The organism is Stutzerimonas sp. C6.4V, from assembly GCF_058536345.1.
Genome location: NZ_JBZUBM010000001.1, coordinates 1,199,555 through 1,217,029, shown reverse-complemented (window position 1 = coordinate 1,217,029; position 17,475 = coordinate 1,199,555). Strand labels below are relative to the sequence as shown.

Annotated in this window: 12 protein-coding genes and 1 tRNA gene; 3 read left to right on the top strand and 10 right to left on the bottom strand. The window is 60.0% G+C overall.

Annotated elements, in window-relative coordinates:
- Nucleotides 1–5: 5 nt before the first annotated feature.
- The 5 genes from hisC to mtnA all read right to left on the bottom strand — a co-directional run bounded on the left by hisC (nt 6) and on the right by mtnA (nt 7,615).
- Entirely contained in the window at nt 6–1,115 is a 1,110-nt protein-coding gene (hisC, locus tag AC4LFW_RS05835; RefSeq protein ID WP_491818250.1) for a histidinol-phosphate transaminase, read from the bottom strand.
- A 105-nt stretch (nt 1,116–1,220) separates the two neighbouring features.
- Complete coding sequence (gene pheA / locus AC4LFW_RS05830; protein ID WP_491818249.1) at nt 1,221–2,318, bottom strand: prephenate dehydratase; 1,098 nt, start codon at nt 2,316–2,318, stop codon at nt 1,221–1,223.
- Nucleotides 2,318–3,403 carry a 3-phosphoserine/phosphohydroxythreonine transaminase gene (serC, locus tag AC4LFW_RS05825; RefSeq protein ID WP_491818248.1) on the bottom strand — a complete coding sequence of 362 codons (1,086 nt, stop codon included), beginning with the start codon at nt 3,401–3,403 and terminating at the stop codon, nt 2,318–2,320. Before serC ends, pheA begins: the two co-directional genes overlap by 1 nt.
- A 151-nt stretch (nt 3,404–3,554) precedes the next feature.
- Nucleotides 3,555–6,359 (bottom strand): DNA gyrase subunit A, encoded by a 2,805-nt coding sequence (gene gyrA / locus AC4LFW_RS05820; protein WP_491818247.1) that lies wholly within the window; start codon nt 6,357–6,359, stop codon nt 3,555–3,557.
- Between the two features lie 179 nt (nt 6,360–6,538).
- The gene (gene mtnA, locus AC4LFW_RS05815; RefSeq protein WP_491818246.1) at nt 6,539–7,615 is read right to left on the bottom strand and encodes an S-methyl-5-thioribose-1-phosphate isomerase; all 1,077 of its coding nucleotides are present in this window, start codon (nt 7,613–7,615) and stop codon (nt 6,539–6,541) included.
- Nucleotides 7,616–8,047: 432 nt separating this feature from the next.
- Between mtnA and imuA the strand changes: the two genes are divergently transcribed.
- From imuA to AC4LFW_RS05800, 3 genes are read left to right on the top strand one after another with little or no spacing between them, the layout of a single operon-like run.
- Entirely contained in the window at nt 8,048–8,665 is a 618-nt protein-coding gene (gene imuA, locus AC4LFW_RS05810) for a translesion DNA synthesis-associated protein ImuA (protein WP_491818245.1), read from the top strand.
- A gap of 1 nt (nt 8,666) precedes the next feature.
- Nucleotides 8,667–10,079, top strand: a complete 1,413-nt coding sequence (locus tag AC4LFW_RS05805) for a Y-family DNA polymerase (protein ID WP_491818244.1) — start codon at nt 8,667–8,669, stop codon at nt 10,077–10,079.
- Nucleotides 10,076–13,153: an error-prone DNA polymerase gene (locus AC4LFW_RS05800; RefSeq protein WP_491818243.1), complete on the top strand. Its 3,078-nt coding sequence runs from the start codon at nt 10,076–10,078 to the stop codon at nt 13,151–13,153. Before AC4LFW_RS05805 ends, AC4LFW_RS05800 begins: the two co-directional genes overlap by 4 nt.
- Nucleotides 13,154–13,213: 60 nt before the next feature.
- Here the strand turns inward: AC4LFW_RS05800 and AC4LFW_RS05795 are convergent.
- The 5 genes from AC4LFW_RS05795 to pheS all read right to left on the bottom strand — a co-directional run bounded on the left by AC4LFW_RS05795 (nt 13,214) and on the right by pheS (nt 17,446).
- Nucleotides 13,214–13,290: transfer RNA gene (locus tag AC4LFW_RS05795), tRNA-Pro, on the bottom strand.
- A gap of 80 nt (nt 13,291–13,370) precedes the next feature.
- A complete protein-coding gene (locus AC4LFW_RS05790) occupies nt 13,371–13,727 on the bottom strand; it encodes a MerR family transcriptional regulator (protein WP_491818242.1) in 357 nt (118 codons plus the stop codon).
- On the bottom strand, nt 13,708–14,010 hold the full coding sequence (gene ihfA, locus AC4LFW_RS05785; protein ID WP_011913482.1) for an integration host factor subunit alpha: 303 nt from the start codon (nt 14,008–14,010) through the stop codon (nt 13,708–13,710). Before ihfA ends, AC4LFW_RS05790 begins: the two co-directional genes overlap by 20 nt.
- 3 nt (nt 14,011–14,013) lie before the next feature.
- Nucleotides 14,014–16,392, bottom strand: a complete 2,379-nt coding sequence (gene pheT, locus AC4LFW_RS05780; protein ID WP_491818241.1) for a phenylalanine--tRNA ligase subunit beta — start codon at nt 16,390–16,392, stop codon at nt 14,014–14,016.
- 37 nt (nt 16,393–16,429) lie between these two features.
- Entirely contained in the window at nt 16,430–17,446 is a 1,017-nt protein-coding gene (gene pheS, locus AC4LFW_RS05775; RefSeq protein ID WP_491818240.1) for a phenylalanine--tRNA ligase subunit alpha, read from the bottom strand.
- Nucleotides 17,447–17,475: the final 29 nt, after the last annotated feature.

Here is a 17,475-nt window from a genome sequence, read left to right as displayed (position 1 = left end):
ACGACTCAAGATTCAAGCACCTTGCTCAGCACATCGAGAAAGCGTGCATTTTCCGCTTCGGTACCAATCGAGACCCGAAGAAATGTCGGCATTCCATACCCGGCCACCGGACGGACGATGACCCCCTGGCGAAGCAGTGCCTGATTGATGGGCGCTGCATCGCGCCCGAAGTCGACTGCAATGAAATTTGCCTTCGACGGTATCCACTCAAGGCCCAGCTGCTTGAAGCCCGCCTCTAGTTGTTGCATGCCAGCCGCGTTGCACGCCCGACTCTGAGCGAGGTAGGCCTGGTCGTCCAGCGCGGCACAGGCGGCTGCCTGGGCAAGACTGTTGACGTTGAAAGGTTGGCGCACCCGGTTCAGGACGTCGGCAATCTGCGCCGAGCAGATCGCGTAGCCCACCCGCAGAGCAGCCAGACCATAGGCCTTGGAAAAGGTCCGAGAGACCAGCAGGTTCGGATGCGCAGCGAGGAATGCCAGCCCATCGGGTAGCTCACCATCCTCCGCGTATTCGATGTAGGCCTCATCGAGCACAACCAGGACATCCTCGGGCACGCCTGCGAGAAATCTGTCCAGCGCCTTCGCATCGAACCAGGTGCCGGTGGGGTTGTTGGGGTTGGCGATGAAAACGACCCGCGTGCGCTCGTCGATGGCTGCCCTCATGGCATCCAGATCATGCCCCCACTGTCTGGCGGGAACCGCCTTGGCCTGGGCGCCAACCGCCTGCGTGGCGATCGGGTAGACAGCAAAGGCATGCTCACTGAACACCGCGTTCAGCCCAGGCGCAAGGTAGGCCCGCGCGACCAGCTCGAGAATGTCATTGGAGCCGTTGCCAAGGGTGACCTGATTGACGTTGACCCCGCACCGCTCGGCCAGCATTTGCTTGAGCACGAAACCATTGCCGTCGGGATAGCGGGTCAGTTCGTCGAGCTCCGCCCTGATTGCACTGATGACCCTGGGGCTGGGGCCCAGGGGGTTCTCATTGCTGGCGAGCTTGACGATGGTGCGGGGATCAAGATCAAGCTCACGCGCCAGTTCGTCAACAGGTTTGCCGGGAACATAGGGTGACAGCTTCTGCACGCCCGGCTGGGCTAGCGCAAGGAAATCACACGACATATTCAGCTCCGCTGAAGCTGCAAGCCTCAGATGTGAAGCTGGAAGACGAGGCAACGATGTTGCTCTTGCCTTCCAGCTTATTGCTCTCGGCTTCCAGCTGCTTTTTTAGAGTACCGCTTTGGGATAGGACCCAAGCACCTTGAGTGCCACCGCCTCGCGGCCGATCTTCTCGAGTACGTCCTTGATGAGTGGGTCCTGGTGGTGGCCGATGCAATCGATAAAGAACACGTAGGTCCATTTACCGCTGCGCGACGGCCGAGTCTCGATTCTCGTGAGGTCGATGCCATTGGAATGAAACGGCATCAGGAGCTCGTGCAGCGCTCCCGGTTTATTTCGCATGGACACGATGATCGAGGTCTTGTCATCACCGGTCGGAGGCACTTCCTGGCTGCCAATGATGAGGAAGCGCGTGGAGTTGTCCGGGCGATCCTCGATCTTTTCTGCGATCTTGTTCAGGCCGTACAGCTGGGCTGCCATGTCACCAGCTATCGCAGCAGAATTCCACTCGCTCTTGACGCGCTTGGCCGCATCGGCATTGCTCGATACCGCCACACGTTCGACGTTCGGGTAATGAGCATCCAGCCATTTGCGGCACTGCGCCAGGGACTGCGCGTGGGAGTAGATACGGGTGATGCGGTCCGTCTTGGTCGTCTCACCCACCAGAAGATGATGATGGATGCGCAACTCGACTTCACCGCAGATGACAATGTCATGCTCGAGAAAGCTGTCCAGGGTGTGGTTGACCGCACCCTCGGTGGAATTCTCCACTGGCACCACGCCGAAGTTCACCGCGCCAGCGACCACCTCGCGAAAGACCTCGTCGATGGCCGCCATCGGCTTGCTGATCACCGAATGCCCGAAGTGCTTGAGTGCCGCGGCCTGGGAAAAGGTGCCTTCCGGACCGAGATAGGCGACCCGCAGCGGCTGCTCCAGCGCCAGGCAGGACGACATGATCTCGCGGAACAGGCGCGCCACCTCTTCGTTATCCAGCGGCCCCTTGTTCAGCTCCATGATGTGTTTGAGGACCCAGGCCTCACGTTCCGGGCGATAGAACACCGCCTGCTCGCCTTCAGCCAGAGCTGCAGTCTTCACCCGCGCCACATCCTGAGCGCAGCGCGCGCGCTCGCTGATCAGCTCGAGAATCTTCTCATCGAGACTGTCGATGCGAACACGCAGCGCCTTCAGCCGGTCGGCATCGCTCATCAGCCGTGCTCCTTCTCGAATTCGCGCATATAGGCCACCAGCGCCTCGACGGCATCCAGGCCAACCGCGTTGTAGATTGAGGCACGCATGCCGCCTACCGAGCGATGCCCTTTGAGATTGAGCAGGCCACGCGCATCGGCACCAGCCAGGAATGCCTTGTCCAGTTTCTCGTCAGCGAGACGGAACGGCACATTCATCCAGGAACGGGCATTGTTCGCAATCGGATTGGAGTAGAAATCACTGGAATCGATCACACCGTAAAGCAGATCCTTCTTCGCACGGTTGCGCTGCTCCATGGCCTCGACGCCACCCTGCTCTTTCAGCCACTCGAAGACCAGGCCGGAGAGGTACCAGGAAAAGGTCGCAGGCGTGTTGTACATGGAACCGTTGTCGGCGGCGATCTGGTAATTGAGCATCGTCGGGCAGCTGGAGCGCGCGCGACCGAGCAAGTCCTCGCGAACGATCACCACCACCAGGCCCGATGGTCCGATGTTTTTCTGTGCACCGGCATAGATGAGGCCGAAGCGGGAAACATCCAGCTGGCGCGAAAGGATGTCGGAAGACATATCCACGACGAGGGGCGTATCGCCGACTTCAGGTATCCAGTCGAACTGCAGACCGCCTATGGTTTCGTTGCTCGCATAATGCAGATACGAGGCATCAGCACTGAGTTTCCACTCGTTCTGCCCTGGTATAGCGAAATAGTCTTGGGACTTGGCGCTGGCAGCGACATTGATAGTCCCGAAGCGCCTGGCCTCCTCAATGCTTTTGCGCGACCAGATACCGGTATCGATGTAATCGGCAACGCCGTCTTCCGGCAACAGATTCAGCGGAATCTCTGCAAATTGCTGGCTGGCACCGCCCTGCAGGAAAAGCACTTTGTAATGTGAGGGGATGTTCAGAAGGTCGCGCAGATCCTGTTCGGCTTTTTCCGCAATAGCCGTATATTCGTCGCTGCGATGGCTCATTTCCATCACGGACAAGCCGCGGCCATGCCAGTCCAGAAGCTCGGCCTGGGCACGCTGCAGCACAGCTTCAGGAAGCGCGGCCGGGCCTGCGCAGAAGTTAAAGGCGCGTTTGCTCATCTTTCGATCTCTCAAAACGGTCGATACCATGCTTGCCCTGCTCAGGACCCAGGGTCAGGTCATCTGCGGGGCTCGCCATCCTTCATCCGCAATCGGGGAGCCTACAACGAAAACAGCGGCGAAGCCCTGAAGGCTGCGCCGCCGCTTTTGATCAGTCGTCGTCGGTAGGCACTACGTCTGGCGGAACGTCGCCACCGCCACCCAGTAAGTCGTCTCCGCTCGGCTCGGTGCTGACAACAGGCATTTCCTTATCCAGCGCATCCTCGTCGATGACCGCCTCGATATCCTCCAGAACGTCCTCCTCGGAAGGCTCTTGGACCCGCTCCAGTCCGACAAGATGCTCATTCTTGCCCAGCTTGATCAAGGTAACCCCCTGCGTATTACGACCCAGTGAGGAAACTTCGTCGACACGGGTACGAACCAGGGTGCCCTGATCGGAAATCAGCATGATCTCCTCGCCCTGCTGCACCTGAACGGCACCGACCAGTCGCCCGTTACGCTCATTGGTCACCATGGCGATGACGCCCTGACCGCCACGACCGCGGCGCGGGAACTCCGCCAGCACGGTGCGCTTGCCATAGCCGTTGAGGCTGGCCGTAAGGATCTGCGCATTCGGCTCGGGAATCAGCATCGAGATCAGGCGCTGGCCTTCCGGCAGGCGCATGCCACGCACACCCCGAGCGGTACGGCCCATGGTGCGGACGTGCTTTTCCTTGAAACGGATGACCTTGCCGCCATCGGAGAACAGCATCACCTCACGTGCGCCGTCAGTGACTGCGGCTGCGATCAGGGTGTCGCCCTCTTCCAGGCTGAGCGCTATCAAGCCCACGCTGCGTGGACGGCTGAACTGGGACAGCGGCGTCTTCTTCACGGTGCCCTTGGCAGTAGCCATGAAGATGTAGGTACCGGTCGGCTCGTCTAGCGACTCGTCGGTCTCGTCTCCCTCGATCGCCTCTTCGACATCATCGCTTTCGCTGATGATTTCGGCGTCCTCGATATCCTCTTCACCGTTCAGCTGCTGCTGACGTGCCGCCTCGATATCGACCTGCAGCATCGCGGTAATGTGCTCGCCCTCGGACAGCGGCAGCAGGTTGACCAGCGGGCGACCGCGCGATGTGCGTGACGCCTCGGGAATCTCATAGGTCTTGAGCCAGTACACCTTGCCCTTGCTGGAGAACAGCAGCAGCGTGGTGTGGCTGTTGGCGACTAGCAAATGCTCGACGTAGTCCTCTTCCTTCACCCCTGTCGCGGCCTTGCCACGCCCGCCACGACGCTGCGCCTGGTAGGCAGCGAGTGGCTGCGACTTGGCATAGCCGCCATGGGAGATGGTAACGACACGCTCTTCTTCGGTGATCAGGTCGGCCAGGGTCAGATCCAGGCGAGCATCGAGGATTTCGGTGCGCCGCTTGTCGCCGAAGTCGCGCTTGACGCCTTCGAGCTCCTCGCGAATGACCTCCATCAGGCGCACCGGATTCGTCAGAATGCGGATCAGCTCGCCGATCTGGGTGAGAATCTCCTGGTATTCGCTGAGCAGCTTTTCGTGCTCGAGACCCGTCAGGCGATGCAGGCGAAGGTCGAGAATGGCCTGGGCCTGTTCCGGTGACAGGTAGTACTTGCCGTCGCGCAGACCATATTGCGGATCGAGACCCTCGGGGCGGCAGGAATCCGCACCGGCGCGCTCTACCATCGATTCAACAGCGCTGGACTCCCAGGCCTCGGCAATCAACGCTTCCTTGGCTTCGGCCGGGGTTGGTGACGCCTTGATCAGCGCGATAACCGGATCGATATTGGACAGTGCGACCGCTTGACCTTCGAGGATATGCCCACGCTCACGTGCCTTGCGCAGCTCGTAAACGGTCCGACGGGTGACGACTTCGCGGCGATGGCGAACGAAGGCTTCGAGCAGCTCCTTGAGGTTCAAGGTACGCGGCTGGCCATCGATAAGGGCCACCACGTTGATGCCGAACACGCTCTGCAGCTGGGTCTGGGCGTAGAGATTGTTAAGGACGACCTCGGGCACCTCGCCGCGGCGTAGTTCGATGACCACGCGCATGCCGTCCTTGTCGGACTCGTCGCGCAGCTCGGTGATGCCCTCGAGCTTCTTTTCCTTGACCAGCTCGGCGATCTTCTCGATCAGACGAGCCTTGTTCAGCTGATAAGGCAGCTCGGTGATCACGATCTGCTGGCGACCACCGACCTTGTCGATGTCCTCGATGATCGACCGGGCGCGCATATAGATGCGCCCGCGACCCGTCCGGTAGGCTTCGACGATTCCGGCGCGACCGTTGATGATGCCGGCGGTGGGAAAGTCGGGCCCCGGGATGAACTGCATGAGTTCATCGATGGTGATATCAGCGTTCTCGATCAGCGCCAGGCAACCGTCGATCACTTCACCCAGGTTGTGAGGCGGAATGTTGGTCGCCATGCCCACGGCGATACCGCTGGAGCCATTGACCAACAGGTTCGGAATCTTGGTCGGCATGACTGCCGGGATCTGCTCGGTGCCATCGTAGTTGGGCACCCAGTCGACGGTTTCCTTGTCCAGATCCGCCAGCAACTCGTGCGCCAGCTTGGCCATCCGCACTTCGGTGTATCGCATGGCTGCAGCGTTATCGCCGTCCACCGAACCGAAGTTGCCCTGGCCATCGACCAGCATGTAGCGCAGCGAGAAAGGCTGCGCCATCCGCACGATGGTGTCGTAAACCGCCGAGTCGCCGTGAGGATGGTATTTACCGATTACGTCACCGACCACACGGGCGGATTTCTTGTACGGCTTGTTCCAGTCGTTACCCAGCTCGCTCATGGCGTAAAGCACGCGGCGATGCACGGGCTTCAATCCGTCACGTGCATCCGGCAGCGCACGACCTACGATTACGCTCATGGCGTAGTCGAGGTAGGACTGCTTGAGTTCGTCTTCGATATTGACCGGGAGGATTTCTTTGGCCAGTTCGCCCATGGAAGCCTGGTTCCTTATAGTCAGCAGGGTCCTGCGATTAAGCGCGGAATAGTATCACAAGGCGGGCCGCTGAAGGCCGGGGGCTTGACGAAGAAAGCGCTCAAGTCGGTACCAATCGCTCATAGGCGAGAAGACAAAAAGCCTTTGCCGCGCTGCCCCAGCCACACATGTCTGCGCCTTTAATGCAGCCGCTTGCGACTCATCAGGGCGGCCAGTTTCGCAGCGCTGGGGCGCTCCACAACGCCCTTTTCAGTGACGATGGCATCGATCAGGTCGGCCGGGGTGACATCGAACACAGGGTTGAATGCCTCCCCATCCGCGGCGAAGCGCTGACCATGAATTTCCAGCAGTTCACTGCCGTCACGCTCTTCGATGGGAACGTCTTCGCCCGACTCCAGCGCCATATCGATGCTGGAACTGGCCGCAACGACCATAAACCGCACCCCGTGATGCATGGCAAGCACCGCCAACTGATAGGTACCAATCTTATTGACGACATCACCATTGGCTGTAATCCGGTCGGCGCCTACTATCACCCAGGTGATGCCCCGTGCCTTCATCAGATGCGCGGAGCAGGAATCGGCATTCACGATGACCGGCACGCCCTCACCCGCAAGTTCCCAGGCCGTCAGGCGCGACCCTTGCAGCCAAGGGCGGGTTTCATCGGCATAGACACATTCGACGAGCCCTTCAAGATGCGCCGCGCGAATCACGCCGAGCGCCGTTCCGAAGCCGCCGGTTGCCAGAGCGCCGGTATTGCTATGGGTGAGAATGTTCTGCGGATTGCCCTGGTGCTTGCGAATCAGATCGACACCATACTGAGCCATGGTCAGGTTGGCTTCGCGGTCGCTGGCATGAATGGAGATCGCCTGCGCCTCGGCTGCATCCAGCGGATTCTCGCCGGGCTTGAGTCGATCGAGCCGCTCGCGCATCTGGTTGAGCGCCCAGAACAGGTTCACAGCAGTGGGACGAGTATCCAGGAGCATCCGAAAGTCTTGCTCAAGAGCGACACGCCAATCATCCCCCTCTTGGAGCCGCACCCTGAGGCCCATCACCAGTCCGTACGCTGCACTGATACCGATTGCCGGCGCGCCGCGCACGATCATCTCGCGAATGGCAGCTGCCACAGCCGCAACAGAATCGCAGGTGTGCCAGACCTCCCTCAGCGGCAGCTTGCGCTGATCGAGCAGCAACAGACGCCCGTCCTCCCAGACGAAAGCTTTCACCTTTTCAGTGGCCACTAGTTGCTCGCGCATGGCAATCCCCTCTGTTGACTGAATTCCTGGTCATCAGGAACGGAACCGGCATACTCGGGATCGTGCAGCCAGCGCATGAAAAAGCCCGGTCGTCTCCGAACCGGGCTTTTGCTCGATGGGGCATCGCGTTGACGTCACCGTCACGCCCATAGCCGGGCGCGAATCCTAATCGACTTTGCTAGCACAAGCCAAGGTACGTCCTCTCGAACGACAGACCAAAATACAGCTGGCCACAGCCGGTGGCTCTGGCATACATCGTTACTTGGGGTTGGCAATAAAGACAGAAGACATTTGTGCTCTGCTCCCAACGGCAATGCAGCGTCACCGCGCGGAATTTCGTCGAATGGCGTGACATCTGTCGCCCCGGCTTGACCCACGCACGCACAAAGCAGAATACTGTATCCATATACAGTACATTCGAAGCCAACCTTCATGTCTTCAGTTACCGCTCTCAATCATCTGTTCGACAGTCGCCGCCTGTGGCGTGGCCCGGCACGAGCGACAACTGACAACGCCCGATCTACCGGCCATTCAGCACTGGATGCGGCCCTGCCTGGCGGTGGCTGGCCAGCGGCTGCCCTGAGTGAGTTTCTGATTGCTGCTACCGGAATCGGTGAGTTACGCCTGCTTTGGCCGACACTGGCCCGGTTGACCGCCCAGGGCGAACGGGTAGTGCTGGTGGACCCACCCCATTTACCCTATCCCCACGCCTGGCTCGATGCACACATCGACCTGCATCATCTGACCATCATCCAGGCGAAAGGCCAACAGGCGTTATGGGCGGCCGAACAATGCCTGCGTTCAGGCAGTTGCGGCGCAGTCATCTGCTGGCCCAGACAGGTCGACGACCGCGCGCTGCGTCGGTTGCAGGTCGCTGCAGAGACAGGCCAGACGCTCGCCTTTGCCTATCGTCCGCTGCATGAAGCGATCAACCCATCGCCCGCGGCGCTGCGGGTGACGGTAGAAGCCCAGCCGGCGCAACTGCGCATCCTCAAATGCCGTGGAGGTATCGCTCCGGCGCAGCCAGTCCCAGCGGCAGCGTGGCATTGACATGCTATGGGCTTGCATCCTTTTTCCGCAACTGGCCATGGACGGGATTCTGCGCAGCCGAGCCGAACCTGAAGCGCCGCTTGCGCTCTTGCGCGGCACGCCACAACGGCGCGTGTTGCAGGCGGTCAACCCAGCTGCAAGGGCACTGGGGCTCAAACCAGGCCAGACGCTGATCGCCGCACAAGCGCTCACCCAGGATTTCGCCACGGCCGAATACGATATGGGCGCCATCGAGCACTGGCAGACCCTTCTTGCGGCCTGGGGATACACCTTCAGCGCCCAGGTCAGCCTTCATTACCCGCGCTGCCTGCTGCTGGAGGTAGAAGCCAGCCTCGCCCTTTTCGGTCCCTGGCCTCGCTTCGAGCAACGCTTGCGTGACGAGCTGAAGGGTCTCGGTTTCCAGCATCGCATTACCGTCGCGCCCAACCCCGCTGCCGCGCGGGTATTGGCCAATGTCCATGATGGTCTGGCGATTCTGGATTGCCAGTCCTTGAGGACGGTGCTTGATCCGCTGCCCGTGGACCGGATCGGCCTGCCAGGAGAGGTTGCCAACGCCTTTTCCCGGATGGGCTTGCGCACGCTCAGGCAAGTGCTTGCAATGCCGCGTGATGGATTGGCAAAACGCTTCAAGGAAGAGGTGATGAAGCACCTCGACACCCTCGTTGGGCAACGGTCAGTGGCACTGGATTTCTATCATCCACCAGACCTGTTCGACACCCGCATCGAACTCAACTTCGAAGTTGAATCGAACCAGGCACTGCTCTTTCCGCTGCGTCGCCTGACCGCCGATCTCGCGGCCTACCTGGCCGGTCGCGACGCCGGCGTGCAGCACTTCACGCTGCACCTCGAGCATCGCAACATGCCAGACAGCCAGGTTGCCGTTGGCTTGCTCAGCGCCGAGCGCGAGCCCGCCATGTTGTTCGAACTGACTCGCGGCCGCCTGGAACCCCTTCAAATCCCGGCGCCTGTGCTGGCAGTGCGCCTGATTGCCCGGGAGCTACCCCCTTTCACGCCGCAGCACAGAAAGCTGTTCGATGAACGGCCTCATCAGTCGTTGCCCTGGGAACAGCTGCGCGAGCGACTGCGGGCCCGATTGGGGGACGATGCGGTTCAGGGTCTCGGGGCCCGCGCCGATCACCGTCCCGAATGTGCCTGGCTACGAACGCCGACCGGCGTTCACGAGCCAGCCCAGCCTGCCGGCCCTCGTCCCGCCTGGCTGCTTGCCGAATCCACGCCTGTCCATGAAGCATCGCTGCGCATTCTCGCCGGCCCCGAACGGATCGAGTCTGGCTGGTGGGACGGCAGCGATGTGCGTCGCGACTACTATCTGGTGGAAACCCGCGCAGGTCAGCGTGGATGGGCATTTCGCCCGGTCGGGGGAGGGTCGCTGCAGATACACGGATGGTTCGCATGACTGCCGATTACGTTGAGTTGCATTGCCTGTCGAACTTCAGCTTTCAACGCGGCGCGTCCAGCGCACGAGAGCTGTTCGAACGTGCCGTACGCCTGGGTTACAGAGCCTTGGCAATCACCGACGAATGCACGCTGGCCGGTATCGTCCGGGCCTGGCAGGCCTCGAAAGAGACCAGGCTACCTCTGATCATTGGTAGCGAGTTACAGATCGAGGGCGGCCCCAAGCTGGTTCTGCTGGCGGAAAACCTGGCGGGATACCAGGCGCTGTGCCGGATGATTACCCAAGCTCGCCGCCGTGCCGAAAAAGACCACTATCGCCTATTACCCGAAGACCTTAGCGGGTCCTTGGACGGGTTGTTGGCCATCTGGCTGCCTCATCGTCCCGATGCGGAGGCCGAGGGCCGTTGGCTGCGCGAGCGGTTTGGTGGACGCCTCTGGCTGGGCGTCGAACTGCATCGCGGGCCGGACGATCGGATGCGCCTCAGACAGTGGCTGGCCCTAGCCGCGCGCCTGGATCTGACCGCCGTGGCATGTGGCGATGTGCATATGCATGCCCGTGGACGGCGCGCCTTGCAGGATTGCATGACAGCTATCCGTCATCATCTGCCCATACCCGAAGCCGGCCGTTATCTGTTTCCCAACGGCGAACGCCATCTTCGCCAGCGCGAGGACCTGGCCCAGCTCTATCCGCCCGAACTGCTTGCCGAAACGCTGCGCATCGCCAGCCGGTGCCAGTTCGATCTTGGTCAACTGCAGTATCAATACCCACACGAACTCGTGCCCTTGGGTCACGACGCCACGAGCTGGTTGCGCAAGCTGGTCGAGGACGGTACTCGCTGGCGCTGGCCTGAAGGGGTAAAGGAAAAGGCACGCGCCCAGATCGAGCACGAGCTGGAGCTGATCGCCGAGCTGCGCTACGAAAGCTACTTCCTCACCGTTCATGACATCGTCCGCTTCGCCCGCGAGCGCGGCATTCTCTGCCAGGGCCGGGGGTCTGCAGCCAATTCGTCGGTGTGTTTCGTACTGGGCATCACTGAACTGGACCCAATGAGCAGCAAGCTTCTGTTCGAGCGCTTTCTGTCCCGCGAACGCAACGAGCCACCTGACATCGATGTGGATTTCGAGCACGACCGCCGTGAAGAAGTCATCCAATATCTGTTTCGCCGCTATGGCCGCAATCGTGCTGCACTGACAGCCGTCGTCAGTACCTATCATGCAACGGGTGCACTGCGTGATGCCGCAAAGGCCCTTGCCCTGCCGCCCGACCAGATAAACGCATTGGCCAGCTGTTGCGGACGCTGGACTGATCGCCTGCCTGACGACGAGCGTCTGCGTGAAGCCGGCTTCGATCCCGGCAATCCGGCGCTGCGCAGGGTCCTGGTGCTCACTGGCGAACTGATCGGCTTTCCTCGTCACCTGTCCCAGCATCCTGGCGGCTTCGTCATCTCCGAGCATTCGCTGGAAACCCTTGTGCCCGTTGAGAACGCCAGCATGGCTGAGCGTACCGTGATTCAGTGGGATAAGGACGACCTGGACCTTGTCGGCCTGCTCAAGGTGGATGTGCTCGCCCTCGGGATGCTCAGCGCGCTGCGCCGCTGCTTCGACCTGATCGAGCACTATCGCGGTACACGCTGGAGCATCGCCACGCTGCCCAAGGAAGACCGAGCGACCTACGACATGATCAGCCGCGCCGATACCATTGGCGTGTTCCAGATCGAGTCGCGGGCACAAATGGCCATGCTGCCGCGTCTTCGCCCGCAAACCTTCTATGACCTGGTCATACAGGTTGCGATTGTTCGCCCTGGCCCGATCCAGGGTGACATGGTTCACCCCTACCTGCGGCGTCGTAACCATGAAGAACCGGTGGAATACCCGTCGGATGAATTGATACCCGTCTTCGAGCGCACCTTAGGTGTTCCACTGTTTCAGGAACAGATCATGGAGCTGGCGATCGTAGCCGCCGAATACACTGCGGACGAAGCCGATAAGCTGCGCCGCGCCATGGCCGCCTGGAAGCGTCATGGCAGCCTTGAGCCCCACCGTATACGCCTGAGCGAGCGCATGCTCGCCAGGGGGTATAAGCCGGATTTCGTTGCACGCATCTTTGAACAGATCAAGGGCTTTGGTAGCTACGGTTTCCCTGAATCCCATGCGGCCAGTTTCGCCTTGCTTACCTACGCAAGCTGCTGGCTGAAATGCCACGAGCCGGCTGCGTTTGCCTGTGCCCTGATCAACAGCTGGCCGATGGGCTTCTACAACCCCGACCAGATTCTTCAGGACGCCCGCCGCCATAAGCTAGCGATTCGTCCCGTGGATGTCCGCTATAGCCACTGGGATTGCACCTTGGAGCCGAGCGGCCACGAACAACCAGCGATTCGTCTCGGGCTTCGCCTGATACGCGGTTTTCGCGAGACGGACGCACGGCGCATCGAAGCAGCGCGTCAGCTCCGTTCGTTCACCGATACCGAAGACCTGTGTCTGCGCGCCAGGCTTGATGCTCGCGCTAGAGAAGAACTGGCTGATTCCGGTGCAATACGCGGCCTCGCCGGGCATCGACACCGGGCACGCTGGGCAATGGCTGGCATTGAGCCACAGTTACCACTCTTTGCCGATCAGCCCACCAACCAGCAATCCCCGCCCCCCTTGCCGCTGCCCTCGGTTGGTGAAGAGCTGTTGATCGATTACGCCACCCTCGGCACCACCCTTGGCCCACACCCCTTGAGCCTCTTGCGAAACCAGCTGAAATCCCGTCACTGCCGCAGTTCTCGTGAACTGGGCGCTGTCGATCATGGCCGTCCCATCAGCGTCGCCGGCCTGGTTATCGGCCGGCAACGCCCACAAACCGCCAGTGGTGTCATCTTTGTCACGCTCGAAGACGAGTTCGGCATGATCAATGTCGTGGTCTGGCGCGACCTGGCCGAGCGGCAACGACGTGTACTCATCCAGTCGCAGCTGCTGCGAGTCGATGGACATTTCGAATCATCCAGTGGCGTACGCCATATCATCGCCGGCCGCTTGAGTGATCTCACACCTATGCTGACCGGGCTGGATGTGCGCAGCCGAAACTTCCAATGAAGCCGCGATTTTTACAAATAAAAAAGCCTGATCATCACTGATCAGGCTTTTCAGTCTTTTTGGTCGGGACGGAGTGATTCGAACACTCGACCCCTTGCACCCCATGCAAGTGCGCTACCAGGCTGCGCTACGCCCCGACAAGCTTTCATTACCGCCGAAAGCGGATCGCACTATACATTAACTGACTGAATAGGTGAAAGTTTTTTGTACATCGAGTTTACTTCCGAAGCACATGAAGGACGTCTTCCAGCTCGGAAATCATTTGCCGGATCAGCTGCTTGTATTGTGTTGTGTCGTCCCGCGCTTCATCCCCGGACATCCGCTGACGGGCACCGCCAATGGTGAAACCCTGCTCATACAGAAGAGCGCGGATTTGACGAATCATCAGAACGTCCTGACGCTGGTAATACCTACGGTTGCCGCGGCGCTTGACCGGATTGAGCTGAGGAAATTCCTGCTCCCAATAACGCAGAACGTGCGGCTTTACCGCGCATAGCTCACTGACCTCACCGATCGTGAAGTAGCGTTTTCCAGGAATCGATGGAAGCTCGTCGTTATGGCTTGGTTCCAGCATAGGCTTCGACTCTGGCTTTTAGTTTTTGCCCTGGCCGGAATGTCACGACGCGCCGCGCCGTGATTGGGATTTCCTCGCCGGTTTTTGGATTTCGCCCAGGGCGCTGGCGCTTATCGCGCAGATCAAAGTTGCCAAAGCCTGACAACTTGACCTGCTCGTTGTGCTCGAGCGCCTGCCGAATCTCTTCAAAAAAAAGCTCGACCAACTCCTTGGCTTCGCGCTTATTCAAGCCTAGCTCTTCATATAGACGTTCGGCCATCTCAGCTTTCGTCAGAGCCCCCATACGCTATTTCCTTAACGTGGCATTGAACCTTTCTTCCAGGGAGGAGAGGATTTGCTGCATCGCACCACTCACCTCATCGTCGTTTAGAGTGCGCGAAGGGTGTTGCCAGGTCAAGCCGACTGCCACACTTTTGCTAAGCGGATCAATACCTTTACCCTGATAGACATCAAATAGCTTGAGGTCTGTCAGGTTTTCACCGGCGGCATCACGTATGCATCTAAGCACGGCATCAGCCGAAACCTCACGCGCCACTATGATAGCCAGATCGCGGCGTACCTCGGGGAAACGGGACAGCTCACTGAAACGCGGTAACCGGCCTTCCCTGATTACGTCTACCAGTAGCTCGAACAGATAGACAGGCTGATCGATGCCCAGCGTAGCGGCAAGCTCTGGATGAAGGCTGCCGATGTAGCCAACCAGGCGCCCTTCCCTTTCGACCCGAGCTGTCTGCCCGGGATGCAGAGCCGGATGCTCGGCAGCGACAAAGCCAAACGCAGCGGCATCACCTGCATATCCGAGCAGGGCTTCGACGTCGGCTTTGATGTCATAGAAGTCTGCCGCTGCTCGTTCGTTGCCCCAGGCTTCTGGCAGACGGCTTCCGGTGATCGCTCCCGCCAGCATGGACTCCTGCTTCAAGTCGCCAAGCTGACCGACGAAACGCAATCCGCTTTCGAACAAGCGCACGCGCGTCTGCTGGCGATTAAGGTTGTACTGCAACGCCTTGATCAACCCCGGCCAGAGCGTTGCGCGCATGGCCGCCATGTCCGAAGAGATCGGATTGGCCAGCTGCAGCGGCTCGACACCCGGGCTGAACAGCTCGAACCATTTAGGATCGATGAAGCTGTAGGTAATCGCTTCCTGGTAACCACGAGCCACCAGCAAGCGACGCAAAGCCGGCAAATCGGCGCGGGATTCGGGTTTGGCCTCTGGAGCCAGGCGCGCCTGCGGATAACGCACCGGCAAACGGTCGTAACCATACAAGCGACCAAGTTCTTCGATCAGATCGACCTCGAGGCTGATGTCGAATCGGTGACTAGGCACACTGACTTCCCAGGAGTTGTCGCTCAGCGACACCACACCCAGGCCCAGTGCTGACAACAGCGAGACGACCTGCTCGCCCACCATGCTCAACCCTAGCATCTGCTCGATTCGATCCTTGCGCAGCAGGATCGGTGCAGTGCTGGGAAGACTGGCTTCGCTGACGGCTTCAATCACGGGGCCGGCGCTGCCTCCGACAATTTCCAGCAGCAGTGCAGTGGCTCGCTCCATGGCGCGACGGGCCAGCTGAGAATCCACCCCACGCTCGTAGCGATGCGATGCATCGGTGTGCAGGCCATAGGAGCGCGCCTTGCCGGCAAGGCTGATGGTGTCGAAGAAGGCACTTTCCAGAAACAAATCCTGGGTCGTGGCACTGACCCCGCTATGCTCCCCACCCATCACGCCCGCTATTGCGAGGGCACGCTGATGGTCTGCAATGACCAGCGTGTCATTGCGCAGGGTCACTTCCTGACCGTCGAGCAAGACGAGCTTTTCCTGCTCATCAGCCATCCGAACCCTGATGCCGCCATTGATCTCGGCAAGATCGAAGGCGTGCAATGGCTGCCCCAGCTCGAGCATCACATAGTTGGTGATATCCACCACCGCATCGATGCTGCGAATGTCAGAGCGACGCAGACGCTCGACCATCCACAGCGGTGTCGGCCGCGATAGGTCGACATTGCGGATCACCCGCCCCAGGTACCGCGGACAGGCTTTTTCCGCCAACACCTGGACCGGACGCACCTCGTCGTGACCCGCCAAAACCGGAGCGATGTCGACGGGAGCAACTGTCGCGCCGTAGATTGCCCCCACCTCACGCGCAAGACCGGCAATGGAAAGGCAATCACCACGATTGGGGGTCAGACCGATCTCGATGCTCGCGTCATCCAGGCCAAGATATGCTCTCAAGTCGCTGCCAATCGGGGCATCGCCCGCCAGCTCCATCAAACCGCTGTCATCGGAACCGATCTGCAGCTCGGTTTCGGAGCAAAGCATGCCGTTGGACTCGATGCCGCGCAGCTTCGCTTTCTTGATTTTGAAATCGCCGGGCAGCTTGGCGCCAATCTTGGCGAAAGGAATCCTCAGTCCAGGGCGCACATTGGGCGCACCGCAGACCACCTGAAAAGACTCGTTGCCGTCGCTGACCTGACACACCCGCAATTTATCCGCGTCGGGATGCTGCTCCGTGCTCAGCACCTCTCCCACAACCACACCAGTGAACTCACCGGCAACTGGGGTCACCGCGTCCACTTCGAGACCTACCATTGATAGACGCGCTACCAAGTCGTCACGGGAAACCTGCGGGTTGACCCACGTACGCAACCACTGCTCGCTGAATTTCATCCTGCTCTCCTAAGAATTCTCTGAATGGACTTGGGACCTAGCGAAATTGCGCCAGGAACCTCAGGTCGTTATCGAAGAACAGGCGTAAGTCGTTGACGCCATAACGCAACATGGCAAGCCGTTCGGCGCCCATGCCGAAAGCGAAGCCCTGATAGCGCTCCGGATCGATGCCGGACATGCGCAGTACGTTCGGATGCACCATCCCGCAGCCCATCACCTCAAGCCAGCCGGTCTGCTTGCAGACGCGACAGCCCTTCCCGCTGCACATAACGCACTGCATGTCCACTTCCGCAGACGGCTCGGTGAATGGAAAGAACGATGGTCGGAACCGAACACCTAATGGCTTTTCGAAGAAAACGCGCAGGAACTGCTCGATCGTGCCCTTCAGGTCCGCGAAGCTGATGTCCTCGTCCACCAGCAAGCCTTCGACCTGGTGAAACATGGGCGAGTGCGTTATGTCCGAATCGCAACGATAGACGCGCCCAGGGCAAACGATCCGGATTGGCGGCTGCTGCGATTCCATCGTCCGCACCTGAACCGGTGAGGTGTGGGTACGCAAGAGCATGTTGGCATTGAAATAAAAGGTATCGTGCATCGCCCGAGCCGGGTGGTGGCCAGGGATATTGAGCGCTTCGAAGTTATGGTAATCATCCTCAACCTCCGGCCCTTCCGCTACCCTGTAGCCAATATGGCTGAAGAACTGCTCGATTCGTTCGAGCGTACGCGTTACAGGGTGCAGACCGCCTGAAGCCTCGCCACGGCCGGGCAAGGTTACGTCGATGCGCTCCGCAGCCAATTTAGCAGCCAAGGCTTCCTGTTCGAGCTGGGCTTTCTTGACGCCCAGGGCTTCCTGAACCTTACCCTTCGCTGCATTGATCATGGCCCCTGCCTGTGGGCGCTCTTCGGCTGAAAGCTTACCCAGGGTCTGCATGAGGAGTGTCAGCTCTCCCTTCTTACCCAGATATTGAACGCGGAGCTGCTCGAGAGCGTTGGTGTCTTGACTATGTTGCACCGCCTCGAGCGCTTGCCAGACCAGTGCATCCAGGTTTTCCATGTACAACCTCCAGAGGTTCTTGCAGAACC

What these genes read in the sequence shown, in the direction of transcription:
- hisC (WP_491818250.1), bottom strand. Translation starts at nt 1,115, where the DNA reads ATGTCGTGTGATTTCCTTGCGCTAGCCCAGCCGGGCGTGCAGAAGCTG.
- pheA (WP_491818249.1), bottom strand. Translation starts at nt 2,318, where the DNA reads ATGAGCGATGCCGACCGGCTGAAGGCGCTGCGTGTTCGCATCGACAGT.
- serC (WP_491818248.1), bottom strand. Translation starts at nt 3,403, where the DNA reads ATGAGCAAACGCGCCTTTAACTTCTGCGCAGGCCCGGCCGCGCTTCCT.
- gyrA (WP_491818247.1), bottom strand. Translation starts at nt 6,359, where the DNA reads ATGGGCGAACTGGCCAAAGAAATCCTCCCGGTCAATATCGAAGACGAA.
- mtnA (WP_491818246.1), bottom strand. Translation starts at nt 7,615, where the DNA reads ATGCGCGAGCAACTAGTGGCCACTGAAAAGGTGAAAGCTTTCGTCTGG.
- imuA (WP_491818245.1), top strand. Translation starts at nt 8,048, where the DNA reads ATGTCTTCAGTTACCGCTCTCAATCATCTGTTCGACAGTCGCCGCCTG.
- AC4LFW_RS05805 (WP_491818244.1), top strand. Translation starts at nt 8,667, where the DNA reads ATGCTATGGGCTTGCATCCTTTTTCCGCAACTGGCCATGGACGGGATT.
- AC4LFW_RS05800 (WP_491818243.1), top strand. Translation starts at nt 10,076, where the DNA reads ATGACTGCCGATTACGTTGAGTTGCATTGCCTGTCGAACTTCAGCTTT.
- AC4LFW_RS05790 (WP_491818242.1), bottom strand. Translation starts at nt 13,727, where the DNA reads ATGCTGGAACCAAGCCATAACGACGAGCTTCCATCGATTCCTGGAAAA.
- ihfA (WP_011913482.1), bottom strand. Translation starts at nt 14,010, where the DNA reads ATGGGGGCTCTGACGAAAGCTGAGATGGCCGAACGTCTATATGAAGAG.
- pheT (WP_491818241.1), bottom strand. Translation starts at nt 16,392, where the DNA reads ATGAAATTCAGCGAGCAGTGGTTGCGTACGTGGGTCAACCCGCAGGTT.
- pheS (WP_491818240.1), bottom strand. Translation starts at nt 17,446, where the DNA reads ATGGAAAACCTGGATGCACTGGTCTGGCAAGCGCTCGAGGCGGTGCAA.